Source organism: Thalassotalea castellviae, assembly GCF_031846185.1.
Lineage (GTDB): Bacteria > Pseudomonadota > Gammaproteobacteria > Enterobacterales > Alteromonadaceae > Thalassotalea_H > Thalassotalea_H castellviae.
This window is the reverse complement of record NZ_JAVRIF010000003.1, coordinates 86928-100893: the sequence shown is the minus strand read 5'-3', so window position 1 is coordinate 100893 and position 13966 is coordinate 86928. Positions and strand designations below refer to the sequence as shown.

General features: G+C 37.4%; 14 protein-coding genes. 1 reads left to right on the top strand and 13 read right to left on the bottom strand.

Going from position 1 to position 13966, the window contains the following annotated elements; genetic code table 11:
* Window positions 1-41: 41 nt before the first annotated feature.
* The 12 genes from RM573_RS06825 to RM573_RS06770 all read right to left on the bottom strand — a co-directional run bounded on the left by RM573_RS06825 (window position 42) and on the right by RM573_RS06770 (window position 11147).
* Window positions 42-554 (bottom strand): type II secretion system protein, encoded by a 513-nt coding sequence (locus RM573_RS06825; protein WP_311579235.1) that lies wholly within the window; start codon window positions 552-554, stop codon window positions 42-44.
* 33 nt (window positions 555-587) lie between these two features.
* Window positions 588-1199, bottom strand: coding sequence for a type II secretion system protein (locus tag RM573_RS06820; RefSeq protein ID WP_311579232.1), 612 nt, complete (start codon window positions 1197-1199; stop codon window positions 588-590).
* A gap of 148 nt (window positions 1200-1347) precedes the next feature.
* Window positions 1348-1860 carry a hypothetical protein gene (locus RM573_RS06815; RefSeq protein ID WP_311579229.1) on the bottom strand — a complete coding sequence of 171 codons (513 nt, stop codon included), beginning with the start codon at window positions 1858-1860 and terminating at the stop codon, window positions 1348-1350.
* Window positions 1860-3101 carry a type II secretion system F family protein gene (locus RM573_RS06810; protein ID WP_311579226.1) on the bottom strand — a complete coding sequence of 414 codons (1242 nt, stop codon included), beginning with the start codon at window positions 3099-3101 and terminating at the stop codon, window positions 1860-1862. Before RM573_RS06810 ends, RM573_RS06815 begins: the two co-directional genes overlap by 1 nt.
* Before the next feature lie 4 nt (window positions 3102-3105).
* Window positions 3106-4821: a GspE/PulE family protein gene (locus RM573_RS06805; protein ID WP_311579223.1), complete on the bottom strand. Its 1716-nt coding sequence runs from the start codon at window positions 4819-4821 to the stop codon at window positions 3106-3108.
* Between the two features lie 5 nt (window positions 4822-4826).
* Window positions 4827-5978: a tetratricopeptide repeat protein gene (locus RM573_RS06800; RefSeq protein WP_311579220.1), complete on the bottom strand. Its 1152-nt coding sequence runs from the start codon at window positions 5976-5978 to the stop codon at window positions 4827-4829.
* Window positions 5975-6877, bottom strand: a complete 903-nt coding sequence (locus tag RM573_RS06795) for an ExeA family protein (protein ID WP_311579217.1) — start codon at window positions 6875-6877, stop codon at window positions 5975-5977. The genes RM573_RS06800 and RM573_RS06795 overlap by 4 nt, the downstream gene beginning before the upstream one ends.
* Window positions 6878-6931: 54 nt before the next feature.
* Window positions 6932-8617, bottom strand: a complete 1686-nt coding sequence (mshL, locus tag RM573_RS06790) for a pilus (MSHA type) biogenesis protein MshL (RefSeq protein WP_311579214.1) — start codon at window positions 8615-8617, stop codon at window positions 6932-6934.
* A gap of 14 nt (window positions 8618-8631) precedes the next feature.
* A complete protein-coding gene (locus RM573_RS06785; RefSeq protein WP_311579211.1) occupies window positions 8632-8949 on the bottom strand; it encodes a hypothetical protein in 318 nt (105 codons plus the stop codon).
* Window positions 8942-9634 (bottom strand): hypothetical protein, encoded by a 693-nt coding sequence (locus RM573_RS06780; protein WP_311579208.1) that lies wholly within the window; start codon window positions 9632-9634, stop codon window positions 8942-8944. Before RM573_RS06780 ends, RM573_RS06785 begins: the two co-directional genes overlap by 8 nt.
* Window positions 9634-10242 (bottom strand): PilN domain-containing protein, encoded by a 609-nt coding sequence (locus tag RM573_RS06775; RefSeq protein WP_311579205.1) that lies wholly within the window; start codon window positions 10240-10242, stop codon window positions 9634-9636. Before RM573_RS06775 ends, RM573_RS06780 begins: the two co-directional genes overlap by 1 nt.
* Window positions 10242-11147 (bottom strand): hypothetical protein, encoded by a 906-nt coding sequence (locus RM573_RS06770; RefSeq protein ID WP_311579202.1) that lies wholly within the window; start codon window positions 11145-11147, stop codon window positions 10242-10244. Before RM573_RS06770 ends, RM573_RS06775 begins: the two co-directional genes overlap by 1 nt.
* A 122-nt stretch (window positions 11148-11269) precedes the next feature.
* On the opposite strand from RM573_RS06770, the gene RM573_RS06765 reads away from it, so the two are divergent.
* Complete coding sequence (locus tag RM573_RS06765; protein ID WP_311579199.1) at window positions 11270-12217, top strand: 1-aminocyclopropane-1-carboxylate deaminase/D-cysteine desulfhydrase; 948 nt, start codon at window positions 11270-11272, stop codon at window positions 12215-12217.
* Here RM573_RS06765 and RM573_RS06760 read toward each other — a convergent pair.
* A complete protein-coding gene (locus tag RM573_RS06760; protein ID WP_311579196.1) occupies window positions 12171-13688 on the bottom strand; it encodes an EAL domain-containing protein in 1518 nt (505 codons plus the stop codon). The two genes, RM573_RS06765 and RM573_RS06760, sit on opposite strands and share 47 nt — an antisense overlap.
* Between the last annotated feature and the right edge of the window lie 278 nt (window positions 13689-13966).

The following is a 13966-nucleotide window of genomic DNA, read 5'->3' as shown; positions in this document are numbered from 1 at the left end:
CTCTCCTTTGAAGATATCAAATTTTACCATAATGGCAAGAATTAACAGCCTGACGTAGTAATAGTAATATCAGGTCTAACACCAGAACCTGTAGAGTCTGGGTAAGAGATTTGGCAGTTTGCCGCGGTAGTTGCACTTCGATGTTGAATAAGAGCAGGTGTAGCATCGGTAACGACAAAATCACCAGAAGCTGAAGAGTCTATATCAATCAACCCTAAAATCCCAATTGCATTAGCTGCGGTATCACCAGCACCAGTTCCTAAATTCGCCGCACGAGGGTAGCCATTTGCTACAGCATAATAAAGACTATTGATTATAACCGTGTTGTTGCCTGTTGCTTTCCCTTGTACTAATGATTTGGCATGTACCATACTGACAGCACTTTCAATACTCCCTAACGCACCTTCCATAACTGATGCTTTCGCATCACCAGTTAAATCAATAAACTTAGGTGCTGCAGTTGCCGCTAAAATACCTAGAATCACAATAACTACCACTAATTCTATTAGCGTGAAGCCTTGGTTTTTTGTCTTTATATTCGATAAATTTTTCATTTAACTACCTTACTCTTGAATAGAATTTGTTGATTAATTATTAATAGTAATTGCTACTGTGCTTGAAGCTGGGTCGTAAGTAAAATTATTACCCTGAGCAGTTGTTGTAGGCGTAACAAATGAGCCACCCGACTTTGGTAAAGACTCTTTTAAGTAAAAGATACACGTGTTATTACCGTTACTCCCCGTACCTACTGATTGCACAACGAAATAGTCAATATTCGCACCGTTGTTCAGATCAGCCGCCGTGTCAGAAATTGACGGAGGTTGAGCCAGAATATTATTCCATACTTCAATACATCGAGTTGTGTTCATATTACCATTATTCGCGCCAGTAGTAGTTAATCCCATAGGGTAACCTGGTCGAAAAGCATTGGTATTGGTTGCTGGTGTTGTTAAATACAACGCTGAGCCATCATAATTAACAAAGTTTGTGTTAGTGTCTTGAGGACGACCTTCCGCTTCCCATTGAGCACGCGTTAACGAAACCGCAGTTGCAAACCCTCCAGCCATGCCTTCAATATTAGCTTGCTTAGCTTGGTCGGTAAGATCAAGAAACTTAGGAATTGCCGTGACCGCCAAAAAGCCTAGAATAACCACAACAATCACTAATTCTATAAGGGTAAAACCTGACTGTTTTTTCATATCAACCTCTAATATTCTTTTCTAACAATCTTATATAAATTGATTCTAACAACGTTTCACTAGCTAAGTCACTTAATTCGTTAATAAGTTTGCATTATTTCATTCACAATTGAGATTAATCAAAATAACACGTCATCAAAGCCAATGCTTAACTACGATTGTTAACACTTACTTTTCCATTTGCCAGATTATAATCAAAGCTTTCTCCAGTAGGTAAACTATACCGGCAAATAGTGACAAATTTATTGTTTATCGCTTTACTCTCAGTGCTGTGAGTTTGAATTTCAAGTACAGCAATGGGTTGGTTCATAAAAAACAAGTCTGTTGCCATTAACGCTACCCAAATTTTTTGACACTTTTCATTATCATCGTCAAAATCAAGCCAACCTTGTTGGTTCACCTTTAAGGTGACACCCGGTTTGCCGGTTTCCTTTAAATCAATTTCATCCGGCTGACCATCCATAAACCATTGCGCTCTAATCGCTAAAACACTGGCAGAAAAATTACGCGCTACCGCATCAAACCCTACCTCTGTTAATTGGCGTTCTTGTTTAAAAAAGTAATATAAAAAACTCGCCATTAATACCGCAATTAACGCGATAATAAGTACATTTTCACCGAGCGTTTTTTCACGATTATTTACCCCGGCATATTTGGTCATTATTTACCCTTAAATGCCGACATCATGTCCCACATAGGTGTAAATATACCTAAAGCTAAAATTAAGACCATTGACGCTACAATCGCGATCAAGATAGGTTCAATTTTTGCCGTTAAGGTGCCCAATTCATAATCAACTTCACGTTCGTAGTAATCACCGACTTCTTCAAGTAGTTCATCCACTCGTCCGGTTTCTTCACCTACTGCGATCATTTGCAACACTAACGGCGTGAATAATTTACTGCCAACGGCTGAGCGTAATAAACTATCACCACTTTCTATTCCGGTACGCATGGCAATAATTTTTTCACTCATATAGGTATTATCAACTGCATCAGAAACAAGCGTTAATCCGGATGTCATCGGAACCCCTGCTTTTAATACGATAGCAAAACTATGTGAGAAGCGAGAAAGTATTGAACGTTCAATGATAGAGCCTACAATGGGTAATCTTGTTTTTATTCTGTCCCATTGGTATAAGCCTTTTTCTGTTTTTAAATACGCCCTTAAACCAAAGAAAACACCTATACATACCACCAGTAAGTGTGGCCAATAATCTAAGAAAAAATTAGAACTTGAGATGAGAGCTTTCGTCGCCCATGGTAAGTCAGCCCCTAATTTTGAAAACATATTCGCAAATGTCGGTATAACAAAAATATTCAAAATAACAATCGCGATGGCTATCGCCCCTAAAACAAAAGACGGATAACGTAAGGCTGTTTTTATTCGTTTACGGGTATCTTGTTCGCGCTCAAAGTAACTGGCTAATTTACTAAACGCTTCATCAAGTTGGCCAGTATTTTCACCGACATGCACTAATGATACAAAAAGTGGGGAAAACAATTTTGGGTGTTGATGTAACGCGGAAGAAAGTTCATAACCACCTTCAAGTTGAGTTGCTATCTCAGCTAACGCCACTTTAAGTTTGGGGGAATTACTCGATTCTGCCATACCATTTATCGCACGCAAAATAGGAACGCCCGAACGCACTAATGCATACATTTGCCGACAAAAAACAATTAAGTCATCTAATGATATCGCTGAAAACCCTAATAAATCACCTATATCTATCTGCCCGAGATCCCCGGAATTGTCGGTCAGTTTTTTTGCTTGTTCGATAGATATCGGAATAATTTGCTGCCGTGACAATTGCTCGGCGGCGGCATTTGCGTTCGGCGCATCAATAGAGCCTTTGACTTGGGCTCCTTGGGAATTACGACCAATATAACTAAATGCTGCCATTCAACTACTCTTTCACATCAACTATTTCGACTAAACGAAGGACTTCTTCAACCGTTGTAATACCTTGGTTGGCATAATTAAAGGCCGCCACCGCTAACGGAGTAAAGGTTGGATTTGCTTTGGAGAGCTCGGTAAAGCTTTCGGCATCTTCACGTTTTAAAGCCGCCATCATCGGCTCATTCATTTCTAATAACTCAAAAACACCTATACGTCCTTTGTAACCGGTATATTGGCAAGTTTGACAACCTTTGCCTTGTTTAAAGCTTGCACTATTGGCTGCGTCACCAGCGAGGTGGTTTAGCCACAATTTTTCTTGACTGCTAGGCTGGTAATCTTCCTGACATTTATCGCAAATTTTCCGCACAAGTCGTTGTGCTATTACCGCTCGTAACGAACTACCCACTAAAAAGCCAGCAGCTCCCATGTCCATTAACCGTAACGCACTCGTGATAGCATCATTGGTATGCAAAGTTGATAATACCAAGTGACCGGTTAATGCACCACGTAGGCCTATTTCTACGGTTTCATGATCACGCATCTCACCTACCATCAAAATATCAGGATCTTGACGCAACGCGGTTCTCAGTACCCCTGAAAATGTTAGGTTTATTTTGCTATTAACTTGCACCTGATTTACCCGAGGTAATCGATACTCAACAGGGTCTTCAACGGTAATAATTTTCTTACTAGATTGGTTTAACTCACTTAACGCACCATACAGTGTCGTTGTTTTACCACTACCAGTTGGTCCAGTTACGAGAATCATACCATGTGGACGAGAAATTTGATTTCTTACCCGCTTGACTAAATCTTCTGGCATACCGGTTTCATCTAGAGACAACAAACCTGCAGACTGATCGAGTAAACGCATTACCACTGACTCACCATGTTGAACAGGCATAGTTGACATACGCACGTCAATTGAATGACCTTTGATTTGTAAATTAAAACGGCCATCTTGAGGAAGACGTTTTTCAGAAATATCTAAACCTGCCATTAGTTTTAAACGCAATACCATGGCTGAAGCAATTTTATTTTCTTTTAAAACGTTTTCCTGTAATACCCCATCAATACGTTGACGAATACGTAATAAATGCTCGTCGGGTTCAATATGAATATCTGATGCGCGCATTTGCACGGCGTCTTCAAATACCGATTGCAGTAATTTCCCAACCGTTGCATCGCCCCCTTCATCAACAAAAGAGGTACTTAAATCAAAGTCGGTAGTTTGTTCGTATTCTTCTTCTAACTGACTGGCAAACGATTCAATATCAGCCGTTCGACGATATAAACCATCAAAAGCGTCATACAATTGCGACTCCATCACAACCGCAAGCTTTAATGCTTTAGGGGCTAACATTTGTTCTAATTGATCTAAGCCACTTAAATCAGCCGGATCACTCATCCCTAACAGGACGGAATCTCCTTGATCTTCTATAATAACAGCTCGCAAGCGACGGGCATGTACTTCAGGTAGAAGTTTTGCTACTGCGGGATCAATTCTTCGTTGACTAATATCTAAAAATGGGACGTCTAATTGCTGGGCTAAAAACTCGAGTAATTGGCGTTCGGCAATATGCCCTAATTCAATCAAGGTATCACCAAGTTTTCTACCTGTTGATTTTTGACTATTTAACGCTTGCATTAACTGTTCATTGGTAATGATATGTTCATGTACCAATAAATCACCCAACCGCATTTTTAATTTAGGTGCCGCCATTTTAATTATTCTCCTAGCTCTTGAACACGCTGACGAGCAAATTGCTTTGCATTTTCAGAAAGATCATTCTTAGTAGTCGCCTGTTGATAAGCGCGTGTCGCCTGTTCAAATTCACTATTGCTATCATGAGCAACGGCTAAACCTAGCCACCATCTACCGGCATTGGGCTCAAGTGTTGTTAATAACTGATAAGCCCTTGCAGCTATATCAAACTGTGATATTTGTTGGGCATGACTGGCCAATAACGCTTGATATTCTACATTTTCTACTTTAGGTAAAGCTTTCAAAGTATTCACCCCAGCGGTTGTTTGACCTTGATTAAAGTAGATGCGAGCTTTCATTAAACGAAACTCTCTATCTTCAGGGTATAGCTGAATACCTTGAGATAGTAAATTAATTGCTGATTGGTATGCTTGTCTACCAAACCATAAAGCCGCTAACTTTTTCCGGGCAATTTTATGCTCTGGTATCATCAAGATTACATCTTCAAATAATTGCTCAGCTCTTGATAATTTATTTTCAGCCAATGCTTGCTCTGCTTGATCAATTTTTTGTTGCGTCAATTCTACCGGCGTTAATTGTTTGCGCGAAATTGATAAAGTAGGTTTACTCGTTGCTTTATCGTTCACGGCATCTTCCGCTACTTTATTTACAAGAACGTTATTATTATTCGTGGTTTGAATAGCTTTTTGATTTATTGGTTGTGGATCTTTTTCAATCGCTGCGTCAATTTTTTGGTTTATTAACGGTTCATTTCCAACTGTTACCTCAGGATGGCTTTCAACATTTTTTGAAAGTGATGTATTTTCAAGGTCAGAGAGTACAATTTCTTCTTTTTTAACCGTGCTTATTTCAGACTTGCTTATTGGCGTTTTTTGCTCTAAACGATTCGTTAACGTTTGAGATTTTTTGTACTCTATATCTCGTTGCTTATTAGCATTTAAAGGCTCATAAGCACTCTTCAATGATTGATTTTCACTGTATAACTGCCAAATAAACACACCAGCAATATTGAGTACAATCACTATAATGACGAAAAAGGTAATTAACTTCCACGATGTGCGCTGTTTTTTCTGCGGTATTTGAGCTGATTGTGAATGTTGAAGATCGCTTTGGCGATCATCCAAATCTTTTAGCATTTGATTAATCACACTCATGTCAGTGCTCCCCAATAATAGGCCATAAATAAAACCACACTGATAATGACACAAAGACTGAATATGATAATGAATTTATAGTCATGCATTACTATTGCTTCGGTATCATGACAAGCCATTTTAAGGTGTTTATTGTTCATTTTATATTGGCCTTGTCCATAACTTAACATCAACATTTTATGGCACACAATATTCACTAATCTTGGTGTACCTTTGGTGACTTTTGCAATTTTTTTACATAACTGCCGAGTAAACAAAGTGGCACCTTTATAACCAGCAACCTGCATGCGGTGGTGAATATAGCTTTCAACTTCTTCACTATCCATCGTTCTTAAGTTATATGAAAAAGTAATTCGTTGTTTTAATTGTCGAAATGCTTCTTCATTCAAGCGATGATCTAACTCCGGCTGTGCAAATAACACTACTTGTAACAGCTTACGGGTTTCTGTTTCTAAATTGGTAAATAGACGCAACGCTTCTAAACTCTCAGCGGGTAACGCTTGAGATTCATCTAAAATTAACACCACAGAATGTCCTTGATTATGTAACTCAAGTAATCGTTGTTGAATACGTTGTGTTAATAATTGCACTGACATTCGCTGCGCTTGCTTAACGCCAAGCTCTACAGCAACGGCTCGCCTCAGCTCATCCGGTTTTAAATAAGGATTTGGAATATAAGCCGTAACAAAATGCTCTGGAATCTCATTAAGTAGTTTACGGCACAACAGCGTTTTACCTGTGCCTACTTCACCCACAACTTTAATAAAGCCTTCGCCTGTCTTTAAAGCCGTCGTTAATACGGCTAATGCTTCATTATGCGGTTCAAGCCCTAAATAAAAGTTAGTATTTGGCGTTAAAGTAAAAGGTAATTCTTTTAACCCAAAATGATATAGATACATAACTAACTTAGCCGATTAATACAGGTTTATTGTCAAAAACTCGGGTGTTTATCTTTATTCTTCTATTTGTTCTTCTTCAGGAAACCACTCTTTTAATAAAGCTCGTGCATCTTTTAATTGATCTTTCCAAGTGTTTTGACCTATCACAATAGGTTTTAACATAATGATCAATTCTTTTTTCTGCATCGTTTGGTTTTTACTTTTGAAAAGTTCACCTACGACAGGGATATCACCCAGTAATGGCGTTTTAGATTCTAAATCAACCTTTCTTGTTTCAATTAAGCCACCAATCACCACTATTTCACCTGAATTTGCACGAATAATAGTATCTGATTCACGCACACTACTTTGCGCTAAGGGTAAAGTGAAATCTTCACTTCCTAATCGAATAGTTTTTGACTGTTCATCCGTTAAGGTTACCGACGGATGAATATGTAATATCACCTCACCGTGTTCATCTATCTGTGGCGTTACGTCCAACGCTATGCCTGAAAAGAATGGTGTTAATTGCACTTCTGGAGTGGTAGTGGTTGCTGTACCTGTCGTTGTTGTATTAGAAACTTCGGTAACAAAATACTCATCTTCACCCACTTTAATGACTGCTTTTTGATTGTTAGTAGCGGTTATTCTTGGGCTTGAAAGTACTTGGACATTCCCTTGAGTTTGCAATAACTCAATAACACCGGAGAAATCAGAATTTATAAAGCTCAACGCCGTAGTGCCACCAATGGCAGAAGAGATTACGTTATTGGCAATATTTCCAGTCGTTGAAAAGGTTAAATCTGTACTATTAGCATGACCTAATACTTGGTCCCACTTCACCCCTTGCTGATAATCATCATTAAGAGTAACTTCCATGATCTTAGCTTCAATAATCACTTGTCGACGTAAATGATTTTGTGTGTCATTTATAAACTGCTTTACTGCCGCGATTTCACTTGGCAATGCTCGAACTGTTATCAAACCGGCTTGTGGAGAAACAATCACCGAACGTCCATCTTGATCGCCCACTAAGGACGTTAAGGTTTCTTTTAATTCAGTCCAAAAATCAGATTCGTTTTCGGTGTAAATATTGATACCGCTATTACCATTTTGGTTATTTTGACCGTTTTGGTTATTCCCGTTACTGCTGTTATTTGAACGGTTGTTGTTATTATTTTGGTTGTTATTTCCGTTACTTCCGCCATTGTTAGGGTCATTTTCTGAAACACCACCAGAATTAATACTGGTGCTTGACGTGCCAAAACGTTTAACAAATAAATAATTTAACGGGATCGTTTCAGTTCTAATGCCTGCGGGGTATATTTTGATAACGTTACCTTGTTTTTTCACGTCATAACCGTACAAGCTAGCAATCACGTCGAGGGCTTCGTCTAGAGTGACATCTTTTAAATTTAACGTAATAGTGCCTGTAACGTCAGGATGAACGGCGACACTATAATTAGAGTCTTGTACTAGGGCAGCAAAAAACGCTTGAGCATCCACCTGACTAGCGGCAATTTCTAAACGTTTTTCAGCCAGTAACCCTTGACGTGCTTGCGTCATACTTTGTTTCATTAATTCTTGCTGTACCGCAGAAGGTACGGTGGATAATGGTTTAGGAGCTTTACGTTTAGTTGACTCAGCAATGGCATTGTCTAGTTCTTTTTTTACATGTGTCGGCTGCGGTGGAACCGATTGGCAACCGAGTAAAAAAACGAAAATTGACGTGATATAAAAACTTTTTTGAGGCGTATGCATAATTATTTTTCTTTTCATTTTGATTTTGCCACTACAGATGAAAACATTGAGAGCTCTATATTTTTCTCTGGTGAAGATAACAACACACTATGCTTAGTTATCTCAGATAAAGTATATTGGCGAATTTGATCACCTAAGGATAAAAGTTGACCATTAATGACAACACTTTTTTGTCCGTCATTTTCGACAATCGTTTGTAACACTAAAGCATTTTTATTCGCTACGCTGGCAACTGCGCCATGATTAAAATTAAATGGCTTAGTTGGATCAACTGACTCAGCGTTAACATTAACAGAAGTAAGGATTAAAAACAGTACAATGCATTTATACACCAATAAACTCCTTCTGCGTACTTAAACTATACATTTCAATTGACAGTTCGCTATTAGGGTATTCAATCAGCTGATAATTAAACTCTTGCCAAAAAAACGTCCATTGCATATTTTCTAACTGGTTTAAATAATCCCTTAATTTAAAATAACTGCCTTTTAATTTAAGTTTAATGCCATGCTTATATAAAGTAAGTGAATGCTCACCCCCAGTACTTTCATTCCCTTCAAGTTCATCGTTATTTTGAGAAGGTTTTTCCGATGCTACCGGTTGTGCTGCTATCACTTCGAAAGATAATAAAGCAACCGATGGTTGAGTTTTTAATAACTCAATCAAAGCAAAGCGCATTTGGATAGGATTAATTAAGTCAGAAGTTAATAATAATAACTCACTGTCTACTGACGATAACTTTTGCTCATATTGGTTAATCTGATTTTGAATCGCAACATTAGGATCTGTCGCTAAAGATTGTTGCAAGATATCAATGGTGGTTTGAGCGGTTCTATTATTAGTTTCGACTTGTTTAATTTGCTTCGCTTGTGAATTAATTTTTACTAAGTTTCCATCAATAAAGAGGCTAAACATAATAAAGATGATCGCAATTAAGCCCGTCAGCAAGACTAAATATTGCTCTCTGGACGATATGTTTAAAAATTTAGCTGAATAATCTTGCCATTTTTCTTTCATTATTGGCCTCCTGACTGTTCAGTTAAACGTTCAGAGCTAACCGTAAAGTGAGTCACCGCGTCTTCATTTTCACTTAAGCTAAAGTGTTTAAACGACTGCCCAGAAAGAAACGTCGCATTATCAAAAGCCGCTAACCAACTTGGCACGGCTTCAGGCTTTCTTGCTACCCCAGAAAACGTCATACTACCTTTATTCATACGTACTTTTTGTAAGCTAACATCCTGATGATGAAGCTCTGATAATTCTGTCATAGCTTTTGAATAACCAGCCGCATAAGTACTGCTAGTATCGGTTAATTGTTTATGAAGTGCTTTTTTATTCACTAATAATAACTTTAACGTTGCTAATTTTTCTTGCAAAAGCGGGTCAGCTTTATTTTGACTCACTTGCTGTTCTAATTCAGCTTGTAATAATTCATTTTGTTGCTTAACTTCGGTGAGTTTATTCAGTTCATTGGTTTGCTGAGATAATTGTACGTTGCTATAAAATAACCAAGCGAACATGATGACGAAAGTACCTAACCAAATAAATGCCACCCGTTTCAATGTCCAAAGTGGTTGTACAGGAATAAGCTCAGCTTGTAATAAATTAATGGATAACTTTTTCATTACACGCTGTCCTCCATGTTATTTAACATGGCCGCACCGATACAAGCTGCATATTCCCGTTGCTTTTCATAGCCTTGTGGCATAGAAAACAAATTCACGGGGACATTGGTATTTTCCGCAAGCTTTCTTGCTAAAAACGCTTCTTGAGCCATAGGTACTAATACTTCAATACTTCTGATCGGCGCTTGTTTTAATTGCCTTTCAAAGTAATCGGTTGAGCGTTGAATTTCTAAACTCAATGAGTCAATAACCCCCATATTAAGTTCATCTTCAGTTTTACTCGCAATAGTCGACATGCCGCGTAATCGACGTTGAAAATATAACTCATTATTTTTAACAATAATAAGCACTATCTCTTCATTAGGTTGCTGACACACCATCAATCGAGCGTCATCTTCATTTGGGCATAAGCTCGCAAAAGCAAACTCTTCAACAGTGATAGTTTGTATTTGACAGTTATCTTGATGGATGCTTTCAACCAAAGGTTGCAACTCACTTTTAGCAGCGCAAACAACATTAATTTTCTCAAGACCGCCTCCCATCACAGGTCCATCATAGTAATCAACAATCATATCTTCTGGAGCAATTGACACCAGATCTTTTATTTGCCATTTGATGGCAGCATTAATTTCTTCAACAGGGACTTTGGGTTTATCTACTTGCACTAATTGATTCTGTTTTGCTGACAAGACAATATTACACTGACCAGTTAAGTTGATTTTATTTTTTGCCTGAGAAAAAGCAGAGGCATAGTGTTGTTCATTCACTTTAGCCTGATGAAATCCAGCAGGTTGATTTTTTTCAAGGGAACAAAAAGCTAGCGCTTGCTGCTGCAAACAGATACCGAGTGAACCAGTTGGTTTCGGCGATGAAAATAGTTGATTTATCCGTGCGATTATTGACATTTATCGATATTATTATGCTTTTAAAACAAATTGTCGTTAAATTCATTATCCCTGATTAGCCGCTATGCGCAAGTATTTTTAAGGTAAAATAAGCGATTAATTAAATAAAATCATAAACTTTTATGTCTAATTTCTCAGAATTACAAACATTACAACACCCACTTTTTGAACAATATCAGCTGCAGGTTCAGATAAAACGCGATGATTTGATTGATCCTATTATTTCTGGCAATAAATGGCGAAAACTAAAATACAATTTAAAACACGTGAAAGAAAATGGCTATAAAGGCATTATCTCATTCGGTGGCGCTTATTCAAACCATATACATGCACTCGCCTTTGCTTGCAATCAACATGATCTGCACGCCCTTGGAATTATCAGAGGGGAAGCACATTATGCCGAAAACTTTACCCTTTCAAAAGCGAGAAAATGGGGCATGACCTTACACTTTGTAGATCGTCAAACCTATCGAGAACGCAATTGCGAAAAATATTTACAGCAATTATCACAACAGTTCCCTGATTATTTTATTATTCCAGAAGGCGGCAGTAACGTGCTTGCTTTACGTGGGGTTGCTGAAATATGTCATGAATTAAATATTCAAACACAATACGACACATTAATAACGCCGGTAGGGAGTGCAGGTACGATTTCAGGACTCATTTCTGGCGATAATAATCAACATAACATTCTTGGTATTGCGGTGTTAAAGCAAACAGATTACCTAACCGAAGAAGTATCAGCCTTATTAAACGATAAACACAATCAACCATTGAATAACTGGCAGATATTCAATAACTATCATGACGGTGGCTACGCTAAATTTAGCCCAGAGAGCTTAACAAAACTACAAGCTTTTTCAGCAGTAACTGGGGTACCTTTCGAACCTATTTATTCAGGCAAAATGATATTAGCTTTATTAGATTTAATTAACATTGGGTATTTTCAACCGCATCATAAAATTGTTTTATTGCATACTGGCGGTTTACAAGGACTGGGAGGGTTAATTGAACAGAATAAACTTAAGGCAAGTGAATGGCCTTTGCCACTTGAGCAACAGGTTCGGTAAAGTAATGCCCTTGACCTCCGTCAACTCCTAATCGTTTTAACGTTTGCCATTCATCAATATTTTCAACGCCTAAAGCATAAACATTGACCTTTTGCACATCACAAATTGCTTTTAAACTTTGAATGAATATTTGATTCTCTGTTTTACGATGAATGTTTAATACGATACTTCGATGCAATTTTATACTGAAAATAGGGCAAACACTGAGATATTGCGCACTCACCACATATTGGCCTACCTTATCGGCGATAAGCTTAATTCCTAATTGATGAAGCGTGGCTAAAGGATACTGTAGTTTTTCAAGATGATTCACTAAATGATATTCACTGATCTCAATGACCAGTTTTTCATGTATTTGGGGATAATCTTTTAAAACAGCTAAAAAATGTTTCAAAAAATCATCTGACAATAATGACTCAATCGACAAGTTAAGACTGCATTTATCTTTTTGTTGATTATCATAGGCTAACAATCGGCAAACTTGTTTTAAAACTAATAAATCAATTTGTTGTATCAAACCACATTTTTTCGCCATAGGTAAAAAGACTCTGGCACTAATTAATCCTCCATCAGTATCCCGAATTTTAGTCAAAATTTCATGATGTAAGGTATGTTCATCATTCGACGAAATAACGGGTTGAAAGAAGATAACTAACGCATTTTTAGCAATAATATGATTTAAAAAAGTGCGCCATTTTAGCGAACCTTTCGCACTGGCATGTTCTACTTCACCGGGATCATACATAAACCATTGTGATGGGCCTTGTAATTGCGCTGAACGTAATGCCATATCGGCTTCAGACTTCACTTGATATGAATTTTCAGCTTGCGAAAAATAACTGACTCCAATGTGAATAAATTCATCTTTATTCATACCAACAGGAAGTGAAACGGTGCATAAACCTTGTAACAGTTTCTCAGCTAACTTTTCAGCATCATTAAAAAAGATATCAGGAACAATAATGGCAAGTTCCGAGTCATCTCGCCGAGCAATAAAGTAATTGGGTAATGCGTTTAAACGGTATTTTAATGTTTGAATTAAGTTATCCAATAACACTAATGATTGTTGCTCACCAAACAAGGTATGTACTAAATCAAAATCTTTAAATTGGATAAAATAAACGGCTCCTTGACAATCATCTTCTTTTAATAACGCATCAAGTCGGTTATTAAAAAATTCACTATTGCCTACGCCAGTATCTTTATCAAGCAGTGCGTTACTTCTTAAAACGTTATCGAGATGAGTATCACTATTTTTTGCTTTTTGTAATTGTTGATTTAAAGTCAAAATGGTTTGACTTAAATTATCCTCATTATTAGGAATGACTTGAATTTCACCACAAATTCTCGATATATCTGCCCATTTTTCTAATGCAGTAATAGGCTTCAGCTTTTGTTGTAATATTTTTTGAAAACAATAACTTACCAAATGTAAACTAGCTAAGAGCATGATAGAAACAATACATACCATATTATTCCATGTACTTGGGCCTTGCAGAAAATAATTTACAAAAACCAATAAAAGAGCGCAGATGATCAGACATATCGACACATGCCGAACTAGCCGTTGAAAAGCATTAATAGTATTTTGAACAGTATTTGACATATCAGCGATTAAAAATTCTTGTTACCTGCAAGTGTAGTCAAAAATGAATAAAGTACGCATTTTCGTGCTTAATGATTTGTATCGAGATATTAATCACAATAAAAACCTTTCAACGAAGCCATTGCTTTGACGTTATAAGTAAA

What these genes read in the sequence shown, in the direction of transcription:
- RM573_RS06825 (WP_311579235.1), bottom strand. Translation starts at nt 554, where the DNA reads ATGAAAAATTTATCGAATATAAAGACAAAAAACCAAGGCTTCACGCTA.
- RM573_RS06820 (WP_311579232.1), bottom strand. Translation starts at nt 1,199, where the DNA reads ATGAAAAAACAGTCAGGTTTTACCCTTATAGAATTAGTGATTGTTGTG.
- RM573_RS06815 (WP_311579229.1), bottom strand. Translation starts at nt 1,860, where the DNA reads ATGACCAAATATGCCGGGGTAAATAATCGTGAAAAAACGCTCGGTGAA.
- RM573_RS06810 (WP_311579226.1), bottom strand. Translation starts at nt 3,101, where the DNA reads ATGGCAGCATTTAGTTATATTGGTCGTAATTCCCAAGGAGCCCAAGTC.
- RM573_RS06805 (WP_311579223.1), bottom strand. Translation starts at nt 4,821, where the DNA reads ATGGCGGCACCTAAATTAAAAATGCGGTTGGGTGATTTATTGGTACAT.
- RM573_RS06800 (WP_311579220.1), bottom strand. Translation starts at nt 5,978, where the DNA reads ATGAGTGTGATTAATCAAATGCTAAAAGATTTGGATGATCGCCAAAGC.
- RM573_RS06795 (WP_311579217.1), bottom strand. Translation starts at nt 6,877, where the DNA reads ATGTATCTATATCATTTTGGGTTAAAAGAATTACCTTTTACTTTAACG.
- mshL (WP_311579214.1), bottom strand. Translation starts at nt 8,617, where the DNA reads ATGCATACGCCTCAAAAAAGTTTTTATATCACGTCAATTTTCGTTTTT.
- RM573_RS06780 (WP_311579208.1), bottom strand. Translation starts at nt 9,634, where the DNA reads ATGAAAGAAAAATGGCAAGATTATTCAGCTAAATTTTTAAACATATCG.
- RM573_RS06775 (WP_311579205.1), bottom strand. Translation starts at nt 10,242, where the DNA reads ATGAAAAAGTTATCCATTAATTTATTACAAGCTGAGCTTATTCCTGTA.
- RM573_RS06770 (WP_311579202.1), bottom strand. Translation starts at nt 11,147, where the DNA reads ATGTCAATAATCGCACGGATAAATCAACTATTTTCATCGCCGAAACCA.
- RM573_RS06765 (WP_311579199.1), top strand. Translation starts at nt 11,270, where the DNA reads ATGTCTAATTTCTCAGAATTACAAACATTACAACACCCACTTTTTGAA.
- RM573_RS06760 (WP_311579196.1), bottom strand. Translation starts at nt 13,688, where the DNA reads ATGGTATGTATTGTTTCTATCATGCTCTTAGCTAGTTTACATTTGGTA.